This is a genomic window from Nonomuraea sp. 3N208 (assembly GCF_052245935.1).
Taxonomy (GTDB): domain Bacteria; phylum Actinomycetota; class Actinomycetes; order Streptosporangiales; family Streptosporangiaceae; genus Nonomuraea.
The window spans coordinates 1-16,601 of the sequence record NZ_JBQQBR010000014.1; the positions used below are offsets into that span (position 1 = coordinate 1).

Annotated in this window: 12 protein-coding genes; 6 read left to right on the top strand and 6 right to left on the bottom strand. The window is 71.6% G+C overall.

The features are described 5' to 3' along the window. Positions 1–170: 170 nt before the first annotated feature. Together ACTWPT_RS21875 and iscB are read right to left on the bottom strand one after the other, a co-directional pair. The gene (locus ACTWPT_RS21875; RefSeq protein WP_443179283.1) at positions 171–1,313 is read right to left on the bottom strand and encodes an ROK family transcriptional regulator; all 1,143 of its coding nucleotides are present in this window, start codon (positions 1,311–1,313) and stop codon (positions 171–173) included. 107 nt (positions 1,314–1,420) lie between these two features. After that, complete coding sequence (gene iscB / locus ACTWPT_RS21880) at positions 1,421–2,734, bottom strand: RNA-guided endonuclease IscB (RefSeq protein ID WP_443179284.1); 1,314 nt, start codon at positions 2,732–2,734, stop codon at positions 1,421–1,423. An 813-nt stretch (positions 2,735–3,547) separates the two neighbouring features. Between iscB and ACTWPT_RS21885 the strand changes: the two genes are divergently transcribed. The 5 genes from ACTWPT_RS21885 (at position 3,548) to ACTWPT_RS21905 (ending at position 7,738) form a co-directional block, all read left to right on the top strand. Further along, entirely contained in the window at positions 3,548–4,453 is a 906-nt protein-coding gene (locus tag ACTWPT_RS21885) for a glutamate ABC transporter substrate-binding protein (protein ID WP_443179285.1), read from the top strand. Further along, positions 4,453–5,097, top strand: coding sequence for an amino acid ABC transporter permease (locus ACTWPT_RS21890; RefSeq protein ID WP_443179286.1), 645 nt, complete (start codon positions 4,453–4,455; stop codon positions 5,095–5,097). Before ACTWPT_RS21885 ends, ACTWPT_RS21890 begins: the two co-directional genes overlap by 1 nt. Then, positions 5,094–5,912: an amino acid ABC transporter permease gene (locus ACTWPT_RS21895; protein ID WP_443179287.1), complete on the top strand. Its 819-nt coding sequence runs from the start codon at positions 5,094–5,096 to the stop codon at positions 5,910–5,912. Before ACTWPT_RS21890 ends, ACTWPT_RS21895 begins: the two co-directional genes overlap by 4 nt. After that, positions 5,905–6,861: an asparaginase gene (locus tag ACTWPT_RS21900; RefSeq protein WP_443179288.1), complete on the top strand. Its 957-nt coding sequence runs from the start codon at positions 5,905–5,907 to the stop codon at positions 6,859–6,861. Before ACTWPT_RS21895 ends, ACTWPT_RS21900 begins: the two co-directional genes overlap by 8 nt. Positions 6,862–7,105: 244 nt before the next feature. Next, positions 7,106–7,738 (top strand): HAD family hydrolase, encoded by a 633-nt coding sequence (locus ACTWPT_RS21905; protein ID WP_443179289.1) that lies wholly within the window; start codon positions 7,106–7,108, stop codon positions 7,736–7,738. 379 nt (positions 7,739–8,117) lie between these two features. On the opposite strand, the gene ACTWPT_RS21910 is transcribed toward ACTWPT_RS21905, so the two are convergent. The 3 genes from ACTWPT_RS21910 to ACTWPT_RS21920 form a co-directional block, all read right to left on the bottom strand. Next, on the bottom strand, positions 8,118–9,002 hold the full coding sequence (locus ACTWPT_RS21910) for an NAD-dependent epimerase/dehydratase family protein (RefSeq protein ID WP_443179290.1): 885 nt from the start codon (positions 9,000–9,002) through the stop codon (positions 8,118–8,120). A 64-nt stretch (positions 9,003–9,066) separates the two neighbouring features. Next, entirely contained in the window at positions 9,067–12,993 is a 3,927-nt protein-coding gene (locus tag ACTWPT_RS21915) for an AAA family ATPase (RefSeq protein ID WP_443179291.1), read from the bottom strand. Continuing rightward, complete coding sequence (locus ACTWPT_RS21920; protein WP_443179292.1) at positions 12,994–14,103, bottom strand: exonuclease SbcCD subunit D; 1,110 nt, start codon at positions 14,101–14,103, stop codon at positions 12,994–12,996. A gap of 108 nt (positions 14,104–14,211) precedes the next feature. Here ACTWPT_RS21920 and ACTWPT_RS21925 point away from each other — a divergent pair, with 108 nt between their 5' ends. Then, the gene (locus ACTWPT_RS21925) at positions 14,212–15,705 is read left to right on the top strand and encodes an alpha/beta hydrolase family protein (RefSeq protein WP_443179293.1); all 1,494 of its coding nucleotides are present in this window, start codon (positions 14,212–14,214) and stop codon (positions 15,703–15,705) included. Here ACTWPT_RS21925 and ACTWPT_RS21930 read toward each other — a convergent pair. Next, positions 15,678–16,601, bottom strand: coding sequence for an alpha/beta hydrolase (locus tag ACTWPT_RS21930; RefSeq protein WP_443179294.1), 924 nt, complete (start codon positions 16,599–16,601; stop codon positions 15,678–15,680). The two genes, ACTWPT_RS21925 and ACTWPT_RS21930, sit on opposite strands and share 28 nt — an antisense overlap.

A 16,601-nucleotide genomic window follows, 5' to 3' on the forward strand; every position in this document is an offset into this window, starting at 1 on the left:
GCAACCGGCTCGTCGGCATCCTCCACGGATGCCTCAAAACCCACACCCACTACGACCAAGCAACCGCATGGTCACACCGGCAACACGACCTCGCCGCTTGACATTCCGGCTCCAGGGATGTCTGTCCGGAGCTCGATCGCGCGAAGCGCCCGATGCGGAGGGCCATGCAGTTAGGGCGGAGTCAGGGCGGCTTCTAGGAGGAGAGAGCCCGCTCCCAGCAACGCGGCGTCGCGGCCGGCTCTGGCTGGGGCGATTTCCAGGTCTCTGGTGGCCAGGGGGAGGCAGCGTTCCCAGACGGCGGCACGGATCGAGGTGATCAGGGGTTCGGCCGCCGACAGGCTGCCGCCCACTGCCACCACGTCCGGGTTGAAGAAGTTCACCAGGACCGTCAGCACCTCGCCTATGCGGCGGCCGGCGTTGCGGACCATGCTCGTCGCCTCAGGGACGGCGTCGTGCACCAGACCTACGATGTCGGCCGGGCGGGTCACCTCGATGCCGGCCTCCGACAGTGCCGTCATCAGGGCGGCGCCGCTCGCGTACGCCTCCAGGCAGTCCGGGTGGCCGCAGGCGCAGATGACGGAGGAGTCGGAGCGGACCCGGACGTGGCTGATGTCGCCGGCCGCGCCGCGGCCGCGATGCAGGCGGCCGTTGACGATCACGCCGCAACCTATGCCGGTGCCTGCCTTGACGACCATGAGATTCTCGTGGTCCGGCCACCAGCGGGCCTCGCCGGCCGCCATCAGGTTCGCGTCGTTCTCGACGAGGATGGGCAGGTCGTAGCGGGTGGCCAGGTGGTCGGCGACGGGGAAGTCGTTCCAGCCGGGCATGCGGGAAGGGGTGACGACGCGGCGGGTGGCGGGGTCCACCGGGCCGGGAATGCCGGTGCCGACCCCGCGGAGCGGCACTCCGGCCGGTACGTGCGCCGCCACCAGCTCGTCGAAGGCGTCGGCGATGCCGTCGAGCGTGGTCCGCGGGCCGTCGGCGATCTCGCATGCACGTTCCTCCACCAGGAACGGGGTGCCGCTCAGGTCGAGCAGACCCAGGCGTACGTGGTGAGCGCCCAGGTCGGCGACGGCCAGCACGCCGGCCGTGGGGGAGAGGCGGAGCAGGCGCGGGCGTCGGCCGCCCCGGGAGGCGCCGGAGCCCTCCTCGGCCAGCAGGCCCGCGTCGATGAGCTCCTCCACGCGCAGCGACACGCTCGACGCGGCCAGGCCGGATAAGCGCGCCAGGTCGGCGCGGGACTCCGCCTTGCCGGTGGCGACGAGTCGCAGCAGATCGCCCTGTGCCCCCTGCACGGGCAGCCTTTGATTCATCAGAAATCTCCGTGGATATTCCGGCCTTCAGGCCGTAGAGGAAACAGACTCATGCGCAGCAGGGAGGGGACGGCGATTCGACGCCAGGCGACTCGCCGTCGAACCAGTCACGGTGGCGCATCGCCTTCGCTTTCTGCTTGGTGGTGGTAGGCGTAACCGTCGCCGCGTTGCAGCAGGCGGACGTGCCGATGGCCGATGCCCTGGACGGTGCCGCGAGCGGTGGTGATGTTGAAGCTGCCGGTGGAGCGGACGGCGACCCGGCCGGTGTGAACCCCGGCATTTTTGCCGGAGGGCACGCTGGCGGATACCAGGTCACCGGTGGCGAACCCGTGGATCTGTTTGACTCTGGGCAGCCGTAGCCGGGGGAACCCGTACCGGTCGGTGCGGGTGCGGGCGTAGCGGCCGCGACCGGCGCAGGCGGCCACCAGCACGACGGCCGGGCAGCTGGTCACGGCGTCGAGCTCGCCGACGTGCAGGGCGTCCAGAGTGTGCGACTTGGCGGCGCCGGTCCGCGACCGGTTCCACTTAGTCCGCCCGCCGGAGGCGGCGTGCACGGCCAAGCCCGTCGCGGCCAGGGCCCGCCACAGCGCTTGCCGGGTCGCGTTGAGGGCCGCCGCGTCCCTGAGCGGCGCCTTGGCCTGAGCCAGCACACGCGCCAACACCTTCGGGCGTCCTGCCAGGAACTCCTGTACTGGGCGCGCGTTCTTGGCCTGGTTGCAGCCGATGCAGGCCACGGTCAGGTTCGAGATCCGGTCCGAGCCGCCGCGGGCGCGGGGATGGATGTGGTCGATGTTCAGCGGCACGCCGCTGGTGCCGCAGTAGGCGCAGGTGCGGGCCCACTTTTCCAGCAGGTATTCGCGCACCTCGTACCCGCACAAGGTGCCCTGCTGGTACTCGGCCCCTTCCAGCGGGCGGCCTGCGGACATGGCATGGGTGTCGAAGGCCACCCGCTCCACGTGCACGGCCCGCACCGGCGCCCACCGGGCCAGTCGGTCCACCCAGCTCATGGTGGTCTCCACCCGGTGTCGCAGCGCCGGGGGCAGCCATCCCTCGTGCCGGTCTCGGTTGAGGAAACGCGGCGCCCGGTAGCGCAGGTTCGCGCCCCGGCGGCGCCGCCGCAAGGCGGCCCGCGCCGCCAGCCGGTCGCGGATGCGCCCGCCCCGGTGGTCGAGCTGCACCGCGAACAGCCCGGTCCGGGTGCCGTCGCCGTCGTGGAAGACGGCCAGGCCGGTGTGCTTGCTGCCGGGGTCGACGCCGACCTCGACGCCGGGCACCGCGCAGGTGTCGGCGTCCCGGTCTTTCAGCCGGATGACCAGGGGGGTGTGCCGGTGGATCACCGCCCGGCCGGAGGCCAGCAGCTTGCGCGCCATCGCCGGGCGGGTGGGTTGAAGCGGCGCGCCGTGCTTGTCCAGCACGAACACGCGCGGTTGGTGTGACTGGGGTGCGGCGGGAATGCCGCGGCCTCCCTCAGCGTCGCCTGACGCCTCGGGGTGACGCCCCCCGCGCGGTGCGGTGCGGTGGGTCTCCCCTCGCCCATGTCCCACGCCGGGTGCGCGGCTTGCCGCGCGCCTGTCCCCCGTTTCGTCCCTGCTCCCGGGGTTGTCTGCTGAGACAGGTTCCAGAGCGTGCCGCTGAGGAAGCACGGCACGGTGGGTCTTCTGTCCTGCGTGAAACGTAGCCATCAAGGATGCACCTCCTTGTCGGTGATGGCTCGGGCTGGTCAAACAACGCCCACCCGCCGACGACGCACAGCCGTCCACGGCGGACAAGCCCCGACCTTCAAGCCAGGGGAGCGTTTGACGTGAGATACCTACCTACCATGCAGGACTTCCGCCGACAACGTATTGACTTGCTGCGAAATATCCCACTACGGTCCGGACTATCTTCGAAATCGAAGGAAGCGGCCGTTCGTCAACTACCACCGGCGAAAGCTGGTGGCTTGCTCTCACGGTCCCGTCTGGCTGAGAGGAGGCCGGTAGCGTGCGGCTGGTTGACAGCACCCCAGCCCGCAGCGCGTGCGGTGGGATAGAGCCGGAGCTGTACCACCGACGGCAGACCTTTCCGCTTGGCGGCGGAGCGGCGGATCGCCATCGCGCACCTCCTGTCATCAGAGCCTCACCCGCCGCATATATTACCCTCTGTTACCGATGTTTTCCATACTGTTTTCGAAAGGAGGGGTGGCGCTTCCTCCCGGCCCTGAAGCTGAAGGACCGGGTCTCCGCGCTACAGCCCAGATGAAGAGGTTTGTCGCTGCCGCCGCAGTCTCCCTGTTAGTCCTGTCGGCCTGCGGTGAGTCGAGCAGCCCCGCTGTCCCCGGGGCCACGTCCCCCCAGAGCGACGTCCTGGCCAAGGCGCCCGTCGCGACGGCGGCCGAGATCCTGCCCGGCTCCACCATGGAGAAGATCAAGCAGCGCGGCGAGCTCCTCGTGGGCGGCTCGCTGGACGCACCCCTGCTGTCGCAGCAGAATCCGGCCACCGGCGAGGTGGAAGGGTTCGACGCGCAGATGGGCAAGGCCCTGGCGAAGTACATCCTGGGCGAGCCCAAGGTGAAGATCGTCAACTCGGCGTCGGAGACCAGGGAGGCGCTGCTCGCCAACGGCACCGTCGACGTGGTGTTCCAGACGTACACGATCACGGAGGAGCGGGCGAAGCAGGTCGCGTTCGCGGGCCCGTACTACACCTCCGGTCTGACGATCGCGGTGAAGAAGGGCACGACGGGCATCACCAAGCCGGAGGACCTGAACGGCAAGAAGGTCCTCGCGGGCGCGAACACCCCGGCCATCCCGGCGATCAAGAAGCTGGCGCCGCAGGCCGAGATCATCACGTTCGGCAGCGACCCCGAGTGCATCCAGGCGCTCAAGCAGGACCGGGGCGTGGCGTACGTGCAGGACGAGACGATCCTCATCGCCGACGCCAAGAAGGATCCGTCGATCGAGATCGTGACGAAGCCGTTCACCACCGATCCGTACGGCATCGGGCTCAAGCACGGCGACGACCAGGCGAAGAAGTTCGTCAACGACTGGCTCAAGAAGATGCAGGACGCGGGCGTCTGGCAGGAGATCTGGAAGACGTCCATCGGCACCGTCGTGACCGGCGATGCGCCGGCACCGCCGCAGATCGGGTCCGTGCCGGGGTCCTGATGGGAGTCCTTCTCGAGCACCTGCCCGAGCTGTGGCAGGGGCTGATCGTGACGCTCCAGCTCACCGCCGCGTCCTTCGCGGGCGCGGCGGTGCTGGGCGTGCTGGTCTGCGCGCTGCGCGTCAGCCCGGTGGGGGTGCTGCGCGCCCTCGGCACGGCGTACGTCGAGACGCTGCAGAACCTGCCGCTGCTGGTGCTGCTCGTGCTGGCCGTCTTCGGCCTGCCGGAGATCGGCATCCAGGCCGACCTGATGGTGACCGCCGTCGTGGTGATCGCCGTGTACGAGGCCGCCTACATCGGCGAGGCGCTGCGCTCGGGCGTGAACTCGGTGTCGAAGGGGCAGGGCGAGGCGGCGCGGGCGATCGGCCTGACCTTCGGCCAGTCGCTGCGGAACGTCGTCCTGCCGCAGGCGCTGCGGACGGTGGTACAGCCGATCGGCAACATCTTCATCGCCACCACCATGAACACCGCGCTGGCCGCGGCCGTCGGAGTCGTCGACCTGACCGCCGCCGCCAACCGCGTGAACCTCGTCGAGGCCCAGCCCATCCCGATCTTCGTTGGCGCGGGAATCGCGTACGGGCTGATCGCCGCCGCGGCCGGCTTCGTCACCGGCAGGCTGGAGCGTCGGCTGGTGATTCTCCGATGAGCACTGTTCTGTTCGACGAGCCGGGGCCCAAGGCGCGCCGGCGCATCCGAGTGGCGACCGTGCTCGGCACGCTGGCCGCCCTGGCGCTGGCCGCGCTGGCCGTGCGGCAGTTCGCGGCGAACGGGCAGCTCGACGCCGCCCGGTGGCAGCCGTACGCGACCTGGCCCATGTGGCGGTACCTGCTGGACGGGCTGTGGTCGACGTTCCTGGCGGCCGTCGTGTCGGCGGCGTTGTCGATGGCGCTCGGGCTGGTCCTCGCACTGGGGCGGGTGTCACCGCGGGCATGGGTGCGCGGCCCGGCCGCCACCTATGTCGAGGTGGTCCGGACGATCCCGGCATTGCTGCTGGTGTACGTGGTGCTGTTCGCGCTGCCGCGGTACGGGATGGACCTGCCGCTGTTCTGGAAGCTGGTCGCGCCGCTGACAGTGTCCAACGCGGCCGCGTACGCGGAGATCTTCCGCGCCGGCGTCAACTCGATCGAGCGCGGCCAGACCGAGGCGGGCCTGGCTGTGGGCCTCACGCGGCTCCAGACGATGCGGCTGATCGTGTTGCCGCAGGCCGCCCGCAGGGTGCTGCCGTCACTCGTCAGCCAGTCCGTCGGGCTGCTCAAGGACACCTCGCTCGGCTTCGTCGTCAGCTACGGCGAGCTGCTCTACAGCGGCAAGGTCCTGGCGGCCTACAACGGCCTGCTCATCCAGACGTACCTGGTCGTGGCGCTGATCTATCTGGTGGTCAACATGTCGCTGTCGAAGCTGGCCCGCACGCTGGAGGCGCGCCAGCCCGTCACATGGAGAAGGAGAACCGCACGTGCCTGAGCTCGCCGTCCTGGCCGAGGTGATCCGCTCGGGATTCGTCGAGAGCGTCCACTACGGCAGCGCCGTCGGGCTCGACCCGTCGGGGCGGGCCGAGGTGGCGCTGGGCCTGGTGAACGCGCCGGTGCTGCCCCGCTCGTCGGCCAAGCCGTTCCAGGCGCTGGCCTGCCTCACGGCGGGCGCCGGAGCTCGCGCGCTGGCGGGGCCGCGCCTCGCGATCGCGGCGGGCAGCCACACGGGCGAGGACTTCCACGTACGGGTGGTGCGGGAGGTGCTCGCCGACTACGGCCTGGACACCGGGGCGCTGCGCTGCCCGCCGTCCTGGCCGGAGGACCAGCCGACGATGCACGAGCTGATCAGGCAGGGCGCCGGCTTCTCCCGCGAGCGAATGAACTGCTCGGGCAAGCACGCCGCCATGCTCGCCGCCTCCGTCGCGAACAATTGGGACGTGCCCGGCTACCTGTCGCCCGAGCACCCCCTGCAGCTGCGAGTGCGTTCGGTCACCGAGGAACTGGCGGGGGAGAAGGCCGCGCACGTGGCGGTGGACGGGTGCGGCGCGCCGCTGTTCGGGCTGTCGCTGACCGGGCTGGCGCGGGCCGTGCAGTCTCTGGTGCTGGCCGCGCCGGGCAGCGCGCCGCGCCAGGTCGCCGACGCGATGCGCGCCCACCCCGAGTACGTCGGCGGCACCGGCCACCCGAACACCGAGCTGATGCGGGCCCTGCCGGGCGCTCTCGTCAAGGGCGGCGCCGAGGGCGTGCTGGTGGCGGCGCTGGCGTCGGGGCACACGGCGGTGGTGAAGGTCATCGACGGCAGCCCGCGAGCCACGACGGCCATCGCGCTGGGCGTGCTGCGGCTGATGGGCTGCGACGTCACACCTGCCGCGGCGTTCGAGCACGTGGACGTGCTGGGCGGCGGCGTCCCCGTGGGCCGGATCGCCGTCATGCCGGCGTAGAGTGCTCCCGCCGCATAAGTACGGCCGCGCCTGCCAGGGGCATCGGCGCGGCCGTGGGCGCCACGGTTCATGTTCACCGTGTAATGGCCACCACGATAGCGCTGCGAGGCCGGCGAGGCGGCCGGATTCCGGCAGCCGGCCGTGTCGGCCTACAGCGTCTTGTCGCTATCAACTGCGCAATGTCACATGTCTCCCCGCGTCCCGATAGGTTGCAAAGAGGATCACTCGCGGAAAGGAACGACGATTGGCTGTCGATTTGGTGATCTTCGACTGTGACGGGGTGCTCGTGGACAGCGAGCCCATCTCCGTACGCGTGGGCACGGCCGCGCTGCGTCGCCTGGGCTGGACGATCGACGAGGCGGAGTACGCCGAGCGGTTCGTGGGCTGCACCAACGAGTACTGGGCCGAGCAGATCGGCGAGACGCCGGCGGGCTGGTGGGAGGGGCTGATCGCCGAGTACGCCGCCGCGATCAAGGCCGAGCTGTGCACCGTCGAGGGCATCGAGGAGGCACTCGACCGGCTGACCGTGCCCAGTTGCGTGGCCTCCAACGGCCGGCACACCACGATCCGCCGCAGCCTGGAAGTCACGGGGCTGGCCGAGCGGTTCGCTGGGCGGGTGTTCAGCGCCGAGGACGTGGCCGAGGGCAAGCCGGCGCCGGACTTGTTCCTGCACGCGGCCGCCACGATGGGAGTGGCGGCGGAGCGGTGCGTGGTGGTGGAGGACAGCCCGTTCGGGGTGATGGCCGCGGTCAGCGCGGGCATGCGCTGCCTGGCCTACGCCGGCGGCCTCACCCCGCCAGCCCGACTGACGGGCCTGGGCGCCACCCTCTTCCACGACCCGGCCATGCTTCCAGACCTGATCGGCGCCCTCGGCTGATCAGGCCTTCTCCGGTATTGGTGGCGCACAGTAGCGCGAGTTACACACACATTTGACATGTGTGTGGCGTGTGTGGCGCAACGTCCGTATTTGACATCCTCCGCCTCCTAAGCTCGAAATTGTGTGCCTGGCGATCTGTCCTGCCGCGACGTTGCATGCTGCATTGGTGTCCGCGTTGCAGCAGAAGGCCGCCTTATACCCCCCGCCCCTGAAAGGCCGAGCCTTTCGCCGAGAAACCTGGTGGTGGCGCATGTGGGCGTAAGGGCGGTGCGGGTCGACAGCGGCGGCACGCTCATCAGCGCGCTCCTGGCGGACTGGCTGGTGGACGACGTCATCCTGCTCGTCCACCCTCGCCCGACGGCCTGGTGTGGCTGCGCTATCACCGCTGACGGGTGCGCCCGTCCTCGTCCAGATAGTCGCGCCACGACCGCTTCGGGTTCCAGCCCAGCAGGCGGTGTGCCTTCGCGCACGAGATGCCCGACGCGTCCGGCCGGCCGAGCGGCCGCAGCTCGATCTGGTCGCCGAAGTACTGCCGCAACGTCGCGGCGAAGTCGTGCCCGCCCACATTGTCCGGCGAGGCGATGTAGAACACCTCGTGGCCGGGCAACTGTGACTCGACGGCCAGGACGATGGCGTCCGCGAGGTCGTACGCGTCGATGTAGCTCCACAGGCCCGCGCCGGCGAGCGACGGGTCGCGGACCATCGGGCCGAGGTTGCGCTCGTAATTGCCCTCGTGCTGGACCCAGCTCGGCCGCAACGAGATGCACCTGATGTCGGAGCGGCGGACGGCGGCGTCCATGAGCTGCTCGCCGAAGTGTTTGGCCAGCGCGTACGGGTCCTGCGGCCGGATCGGGTGATCCTCGTCGACCGGCGCGTAGTCGGGCAGGAACTTCCGCTCGGGGAAGAAGAACCCCGGGACGGTCTCGCTGGAGATGTTCACGAACCGCGGCACGCCGAACCGCACGGCCGCCTCGATCAGGTTGAACGTCGACATCAGGTTGTTCTGGAACACCACCTGTGGCGGGTTGTGGGTCGGGTCAGGGAGCGCGGCGGCGTGCACCACCGCCTCGGCCCCGCGTACCACGGCGAACGCCTGCCCGGCATCGGTCAGGTCGGCCTGCAGGTAGGAGGGTTCGCCGGGCTCGGGCCGCTCCCAGACCGGGCGGGTGAGGTCGACGGCGGTCACCGCGTGACCGGCCTCCATCAACGCCTTGACGGCCGCACGCCCGACCTTGCCGTGGGCTCCTGTGACGACGACGCGCATGGGTGACTCCTTCAGTGAGCGACCCGTCAAGCGTAGATCTCCGCGCGGTCGGCCGGGGACGCCGCTACCCCACTCCGATGGCGGCGAGCGTGGAGCCCGTGCGCGTCTTGGTGACCTTGAGCTGGGCGGTGATCCGGGAGCGCAGCTCGGCCACGTGGCTGACGATGCCCACGGCCCGGCCCCCGTCGCGCAGGCCGTCCAGGATGTCGAGCACGCCGTCCAGCGTGTCCTCGTCCAGCGTGCCGAAACCCTCGTCCACGAACAGGGTGCCGATCTCCGCGCCACCCGCCTCCGCCGTGACCACGTCGGCCAGGCCCAGTGCCAGGGCCAGGGAGGTGATGAAGCTCTCGCCGCCCGACAGCGTCGCCGGATCGCGGTCGACGCCGGTCCAGCCGTCCGCCACCCGCAGGCCGAGCCCGCCGCCCGACCTGCCGCGCGAGCCTGCCGTCTTGCGCAGGTCGTGCCGGAGCAGGTAGCGGCCGGCCGACATGTGGTCCAGGCGCTCGTTCGCGGCGTCCACCACCTGCCGCAGCCGCTCGCCCAGCACGTATGAAGTCAGGCTCATGTTCCACTGGTTGTCGGTGGACGTGCCGCCGGCCAGCGCGGCCATGCGCTCGGCCAGCCGGTGCCGGTCGGCCGCCGGGCGCCACCGCTCGACGCACGCCGTCAACGCGCCGTGCAGCTCCTCCAGGCGGCGCGCCCTGGCCGCAGCGCGGTCGCGGGCGCTGGCCAGCCTCGTGTACGCCACCTCCGCCGCGTCCCGCTCGGCGCCGATCGCCGCCAGATCGGGCACGGGCTCGGCCGCGGCGGCGGCCAGCTCGGGATCGGCCAGCGTCTTGGTGACGGCGGCGTGCTCGTCGTCCAGCCGCCGCAGCCGCTCCGCTTTGTCCTCGCGCTCGGCCTGGCTCCGGTACGCGGCCTGCGCGTCCGGCACGTCCGCGAACCCCGCTTCGACCGCCGCTTTCTGAGCCTGCCGGCGGGCCCTGTCCAGTTCGTCGGCGGCCGCCACCGCTGCCTGCGTCGCCTCCAGCGCCTCGCGCAGCAACTCGGCCTCGTCGCCGAGCCTGGACAGGCGGGCCGTGATCGTCGTGTCGGCGCCGCGGGCGGTGTCCAGCCTGGCGCCGAGCCGCGCGGCGTCACCGCTCAGCTCCTCATGTCTGGTACGGGACGCCGCCAGCCGCGCCGCCACCCTCCGGCCCTGCTCCTCCAGCTCCGAGCGCTCCCGGCCGAGCCGCGCCGCCTCCTCCGCCAGCCGCGGCTCCCGGCTCGCCGACTCCCGCAGCCTGCGCAGCTCCCGCTCGGCCGCATCAAGCACGACCACACCATCCAACTGGCCAGCGCTGTCAGGGACGCCCTCCGCGTCAGCAGCACGCTGAGCGGCACCGACGCCCTCGGCACCCCTGGCAACCTCAGCGCCGCCCCGCGGATCAGGTGCACCTGGATGCGACGCCCCGGGCGCAGGATCGCCTGGCTCGGCGGCTCGTGCCACGTCGGAAACGCTATGAGCGGGGACGCCCTCCTGGACCATTTCCGCTGCCGGAAGCGCACCCGCGACGGCCGAGCGCGTCTCCGCGAGACCGGCGGTGAGGCGGGTGTGGAGGCGGGTGCGGTCGGTCTCCAGACGGGTGCGGTGAGCGCGGTGGGCGGCGAGGGCCTCGGCGATTTCCCGGGCCTGATCCCTGACCCGTTCCCGGTCGGCTTCGACCCGGTCGAGCGCGGCGGCCAGGGCGGGCTCGCGGTCGGCCGCCGCCTGCTGGCGTTCCAGCTCCTCCTCGGCTCGCCGGACGGCGTCCTCGGCGGATTCGGGGTCCAAGTCGCCGGCGGCCTCCGTCGCGGCGGCGTGCCGGGACTCCAGCGAGGCGAGGGCCCGTTCGGCCGCCTCCCGCTCGCGCAGGGCTGCCTCGTGCGCGTCTTCCGCCGCCTGCTCATCGTCGGCCGACGGGGCGGTGGGAGTCGGCGAGGCGGGGTCGGGGTGGTGCGCGGACCCGCAGACCGCACACGGGCTGCCGTCGGCCAGCTCGCGGGCCAGCTCCGCCGCCATGCCGTCGATGCGGGCCTGGCGCAGGTCGAGCCAGCGTTCCCGGAGCGTCTGGGCGTGGTCGACGAGCACCTGGTGCGCGGCGGCGGTCGCGTCCAGCTCGGTGGCCAGGGCGTCGCGGCGGTGGGTGGCCTCCAGCGCGGCCCTCGCGACGTCGACGTCCGCGGCGGCCGCCGGGATGGCCGCCGCCTGCGCGCGTGCCTCCGCCAGGGCCGCGCCGGCGTCGGCAAGGCGTTCGGGGAGCTCGGCGTCGGCGGCGGAGACCTCGGCCTCGCGCTGTGCCAGCGCGTCGAGCTCGACGGCCAGCCGGCCCAGCTCCGCGTCGACCTCGATCAGGTCGGCCGCCGCGTCGCGTACGGCCTGCACGGCCGGGATCCCGGCGGCATCCGCCCGCGCCTGGGCCAGCCTGCCCTCGGCCTGCTCGATGAGCCCGGGCAGGAGGGCCAGCCGGGCCGCGACAGTGTCGTCGGTGGCGACCAGCTCGGCGAGCTCCGCCTCCACGCGCAGCAGGTCCCGCCGGACGACGGAGAGCCTGGCCTCCTCAGTGAGCAGCTCCGACAGCCGCGCGATCTCCGCCTGCCGCCGCCGCTCCAACGCCGCCAGCTCCCCGGCTGACGGCCCCCCGAGGGCTCGTGTGCCCGAGGCATGAGCAGTGCGGTCCCCTGCCACCCGGTCGGCGTCGGGGTCCGTGAGGGCGTCGGACAGGAGAGGCCGGGCCCGGGACAGGGCGTCGGCGGCCATGGTGCGGGTCTTGGCGGCCGCCTCCTCGCGTTGCCTGGTCGCGGTGACGAGGGGGATCACCCGATCCGCTCGGGAGGCGTCGTCGAGGATGGCCTGTAGGTCGGCTCGTTCGTCGGCGCGCTCGTCGAGCGTGCGGCGGGCGGTGAGCGCCTCGGCGTAGCGGCGTTGCCGGTCGGCGAGGGCGGCGGCCTGGTCGAAACGCAGGCGTGCCGAACGCGACACCCGCTCCGCCGTCTCGTGCTCCTGGGCCGTCCGCACCACGACGGCCCGCGCGGCGTCGAGCAACGCCCCGGCCCACCGCAACGGATCGGCGTCGGGGGTCGGCGGTTCGTCGATCTCCGACCGGGCTGCGCTCGAGGCGGCAGGGGCGCCTCCCGGTGCGGCGGGTCCGGGTACGGCGGCTCCCGGTCTGGCGGCTGCTTTGGGGAGAGCGGGCAGGCCGAAGAGGGCGGGTCGCCCCTGCATGGACACCTCGTGGGCGGACACGGTCCGGGCGGGCGACGTCGTAGCGGGGATCGGGTGCGTCAGTGCCGCGCGGAGGTCGTCGCCCGCCGCCTCCTCCACGCGCTGAATGGCGAAGTCCACCTGCTGCCGGAGCTCCTGGGCCGCACGCCATGCCAGCTTGCGCTGCTCGGCCAGCCACGACTCCGCCGCCGTGAACACCTTGACCGTGAACAGCCGCTCCAGCAGCTTCGCCCGCTCCTCCCCGTCCGCCCGCAGGAACTTGGCGAAATCCCCCTGGGGCAGCATGGCCACCTGCCAGAACTGGTCGGCGTTCATGCCGAGCAGCCCGCCCACCAGGTCTCCCGCCTCGTCCAGCCGGGTCGTCAGGCCGTGCCAGGAGGAGCCGTGCCGCTCCGAGACGACGACCTTGGCCTTTTCCTCCGTGAACCCCGTGCCCCGCAGCTTGGGCCGGTGCCAGGAGGGCGAGCGCTGGATGCGGAGTAAGCGGCCGCGGATCGACACCTCCAGGGTGACCGACGGCCCGGCCGACGGCGGGGCGTGGTCGCAGCGGAGGCTACGGGCGCTGTTGCGCTGGCCGGGGACCTGCCCGTAGAGGGCGAAGCAGAGCGCGTCGAGGATCGTGGTCTTGCCCGCTCCGGTGGGTCCGTGGACGAGGAAGAGGCCGGCCTCGGCCAGGGCGTCGAAATCGACCGTCTCGGTGCCGGGGAAGGACCCGAACGCCGTCAGCGTGAGCCGGTGCGGCCGCATCTACGCCATCGTCTCCTTCGCCCTCGACGCCTCGATGGCCTGTCTTAGCAGGTCTTCCTCCTCAGATGCGGCAGGCTCGCCGCGGACCTCCCTGACGAAATCGAGCGCCACCTCCGCCTCGGGCCGCCCGCTCACACGTGCGGGCTGGGCCGACGGCACGGCGCCGACCGGGTCGAAGGAGAGGGCGAGCGTGTGGGGGAAGCGGGCGCGCAGCCGGTCCATGGCGGATTTGGGGCGGACGGCGTCGGTGAGGATGATCTGCAGCCAATGACCTTCGAGGTCGGCATATTTCGGGTTTGTCAGCAGCTCTTCCAGCTCCCCGCGCAGCCGCCCGACGGGCCGGGGCACCGGCGCCGGCACGAACTCGGCCGAAGAGCCCAGCTCCACCAGCCACGACCCCTTGACCTGCCCGGCCTCGGAGAAGGAGTAGGCCAGCGGCGACCCGGAGTAACGCACGGTCTCCGCCATGCGCTGTCGCCCGTGCAGGTGCCCCAGCGCCACGTAGTCCACCCCGTCGAAGGCCGCGAGCGGCACGTGGGCCACCCCGCCGACGCTGATGTCCCGCTCGCTGTCGCTGGCCTGCCCTCCGGTGACGAAGCAGTGGGCCAGCACCACCGACGCGCGACGGCGTGCGGCATCGGCCCTGATCCGGTCCATCGCGTACGTGATCGCCGCGGTGTGACTGCGGTCGGCCAGCTCCCACGGCGCGCGGACCAGCTCCGGCTCCAGGTAGGGGATGCCGTAGAAGGCCACCCCGTCCACCAGCACCGGCTCCCAGGCGAGATCCGGCGCGGTCCGCACGTGCACCCCTGCCGCCTCGAACAACGCCGACCCGAACCGCAGCCGCAGCGCCGAGTCGTGGTTGCCGCTGATCAGCACCACCCGCGCCCCAGCCGACACCAGCCGGGCGAGCGCCTCGTCCAGCAGGGCGACCGCGTCGACCGGCGGCAACGCACGGTCGTAGACGTCGCCGGCGACCGCCACCACGCCGACCCGCTCGGCCCGCACCGTCTCCACCAGGTGATCGACGAACGCCGCCTGCCCGGCGAGCAGGCTCTCGCGATGGAAGGTGCGCCCCAGATGCCAGTCGGAGGTGTGCAGGATCCGCATGTCGCAGGAAGCTAACAGTTCTCACCGACAAAAGCGGCCCCTGCGGTCCCACCAGCCAGGAGTAGGCTGGAAGATCGGAGCGGGCAAACAACGCACATGGGGAGGCCGATGCGCACAGGCCGTGGCACCTTGAGCGTAGCCGCCGGTCTGGTGCTGGTGGCTCTTGCGACGGTCGGCTACGTGTTGCCGCCCGCGTTCGACCCGCCGCCGCTCAAGGTGGATCCAGCTTTCCAGGCGATCGCGCCGCAGCCGGTCGGTGAGGCGCGGCCGGTGGTGGCGGTCGCCGACGTCCGCAGGCAGGAGATCTCGCTTCCCGCCGAGAACCAGCGGCTGGAGGGCACGCTGCGGGTTCCGCAGACGCCGGGGCGGCATCCGGCGATGGTGTTCGTGTCGGGCTCGGGCAACGGCTCGCGTACCGAGTTCACGCCGCAGGCGGAGTTCCTGGCCAAGGCGGGCGTGGTGACGATCGCGTTCGACAAGCGCACGATCGGCTACAACTTCCGCGAGCGTGATTTCGGGCTGCTCGCCGACGACGCGCTGCGCATGGTGGAGTACCTGCGTACGCTGCCCGAGGTGGACCCCACGCGGGTCGGGATCTGGGGCGTCAGCGAGGGCGGCTGGGTGGTGCCGATCGCGGCGGCCAAGAGCACGGCGGTGGGGTTCGTGGTGCTGGTGTCCTCGCCGAATGTCTCCCCGCTGCGTCAGGTCGCCTGGGCGCTGAACGAGCAGCTGCTCAGGCTGCGTGCCCCGGTCGGCGCGCGCGACCTGCTGACCAGGGCGATGGGCGGGGTCGGCTTCAACTTCCTGCGCTACGACGCGATGCCTGCTTTAAGCCAGATCAAGCAGCCGGTCCTGGCGTTCTACGGCACCACCGACCCCTCGATCCCCTTCGTCGAGTCCACCAAGGCGCTCATCACGGCCATGGACAAGGCGGGCAACGACCACTACACGATCCGGTTCATGGCCAAGGGCGATCACGCCATGCGGGTCCACGGCGGGCCGTTCACCAAGGGCTACCTGGAGACCCTCACCAACTGGATCAATGGCCTGCCCGCCACCGCGAAGCCGGCGGTGCACATGGCGGGAGCCACCCCTGTGCAGCGGTTCGAGGCCAGCGACGTGCCCGAGGCGCCCTGGTACGCGGGCGGCACGATGCTGGGCCTGACGATCTGCCTGGCCGCGGTCGGCTACGTCGCCGGCCCGGTCGCCGCCGTCCTCGTCCGCCTGCGCGGCCGCGGTCACCTGACCGTCGAGAGCAACGCCCGCCTGTGGCGGCCGATCAGGCGCCGGCTGGTCAGGATCGCGTGGACGAGCCTGGGCCTGCTGGCGTCGGTGGTGGCGTTCATCATGCTGCTGGTGCTGTTCTCGATCAACCAGGCGGGAGCCTGGCCGGCCGTGCTGGCCGGGTGGCTGGTCGTGCGGCTGCTGGCCGTCCTCATGCTGATCCAGGAGGTCACGGCGGTGGCGGCGTTCGTGTCGGCGCTGCGCGAGGGCATGGAGCCGAGTCGCTGGCAGCATGTCGCGGTCGCGGGCGTGCTCGGTGGCACCGGGCTGCTGATGGTGGCGGCGGCCTACTACGGATTGTTCTCCTTCCCCTGGTAGACGAAGGCGTTCATCCAGCGGTCCAGCTCGGCGAACACCTGCTTGCGCACCGGCTCGGCCGACAGCACCAGGTCGTGCACGCCGTCCTGGATGCGTACGCACGTGACGTGCGGCCCGACGGAGGTGGCCCAGCGGGCGATCTGCCGCGGGTCCAGCACGACGTCGGCCGAGCGTGCCTCCGGGACGAAGTCGCGTACCCGCAGGCCCGACGTCGAGGAGAGCACCAGGACGGGCACGTCCACCGCGAGACCCGCGTGCAGGCGCCGCTGGGCTCGGCGGATGGCGGCCAGCCACATGGCGTGCACCGTGAACCCGCCCAGCGGTTTGAGCTCCAGGTCGTAGTTCCATTCGCCGTGGTGGTCGCGGTGCAGCGCCTCCCCGTACGCGGTGCTGATCCCCACCGGGAGCGCCCTGCGCGTGTACGACAGCGGCGTCTTGAGCAGGTCGGCGGCCACGCGGAGCGGCGCGGCCACGTTCAAGTCGAAGAACGGGCTGTTGAGCACGAGACCCTGCACCAGGCCGCGGCCGCGTACCCGGTCAGCCCACAGCGGGGCGATCAGGCCGCCGGTCGAGTGCGCGTTGATCGTCAGCTCGTCGTGGTCCTGCCTGATGATCCGTACGGCCTCGTCGATCTCGGGGAAGTAGTCGGTGACGCTCCTGATCAGGCCCCTGGTCTGGTGCGGCAGCAACGAGCGGCCGTATTTGCGCAGGTCGAGCGCGTAGAAGTCGATGCCGCGCTGGACGTAGTAGTCGGCCAGGTGGTCCTGGAAGAAGTAGTCGGTGAACCCGTGCAGGTAGAGCACGGCCCTGCGGGATCCGGCAGCTCTGGAGACCAGCGTCGCGACGACCTCGCCCTCGAAGTCGTCCGGCAGTCGCAGCGTGGTGATCTCGTACAT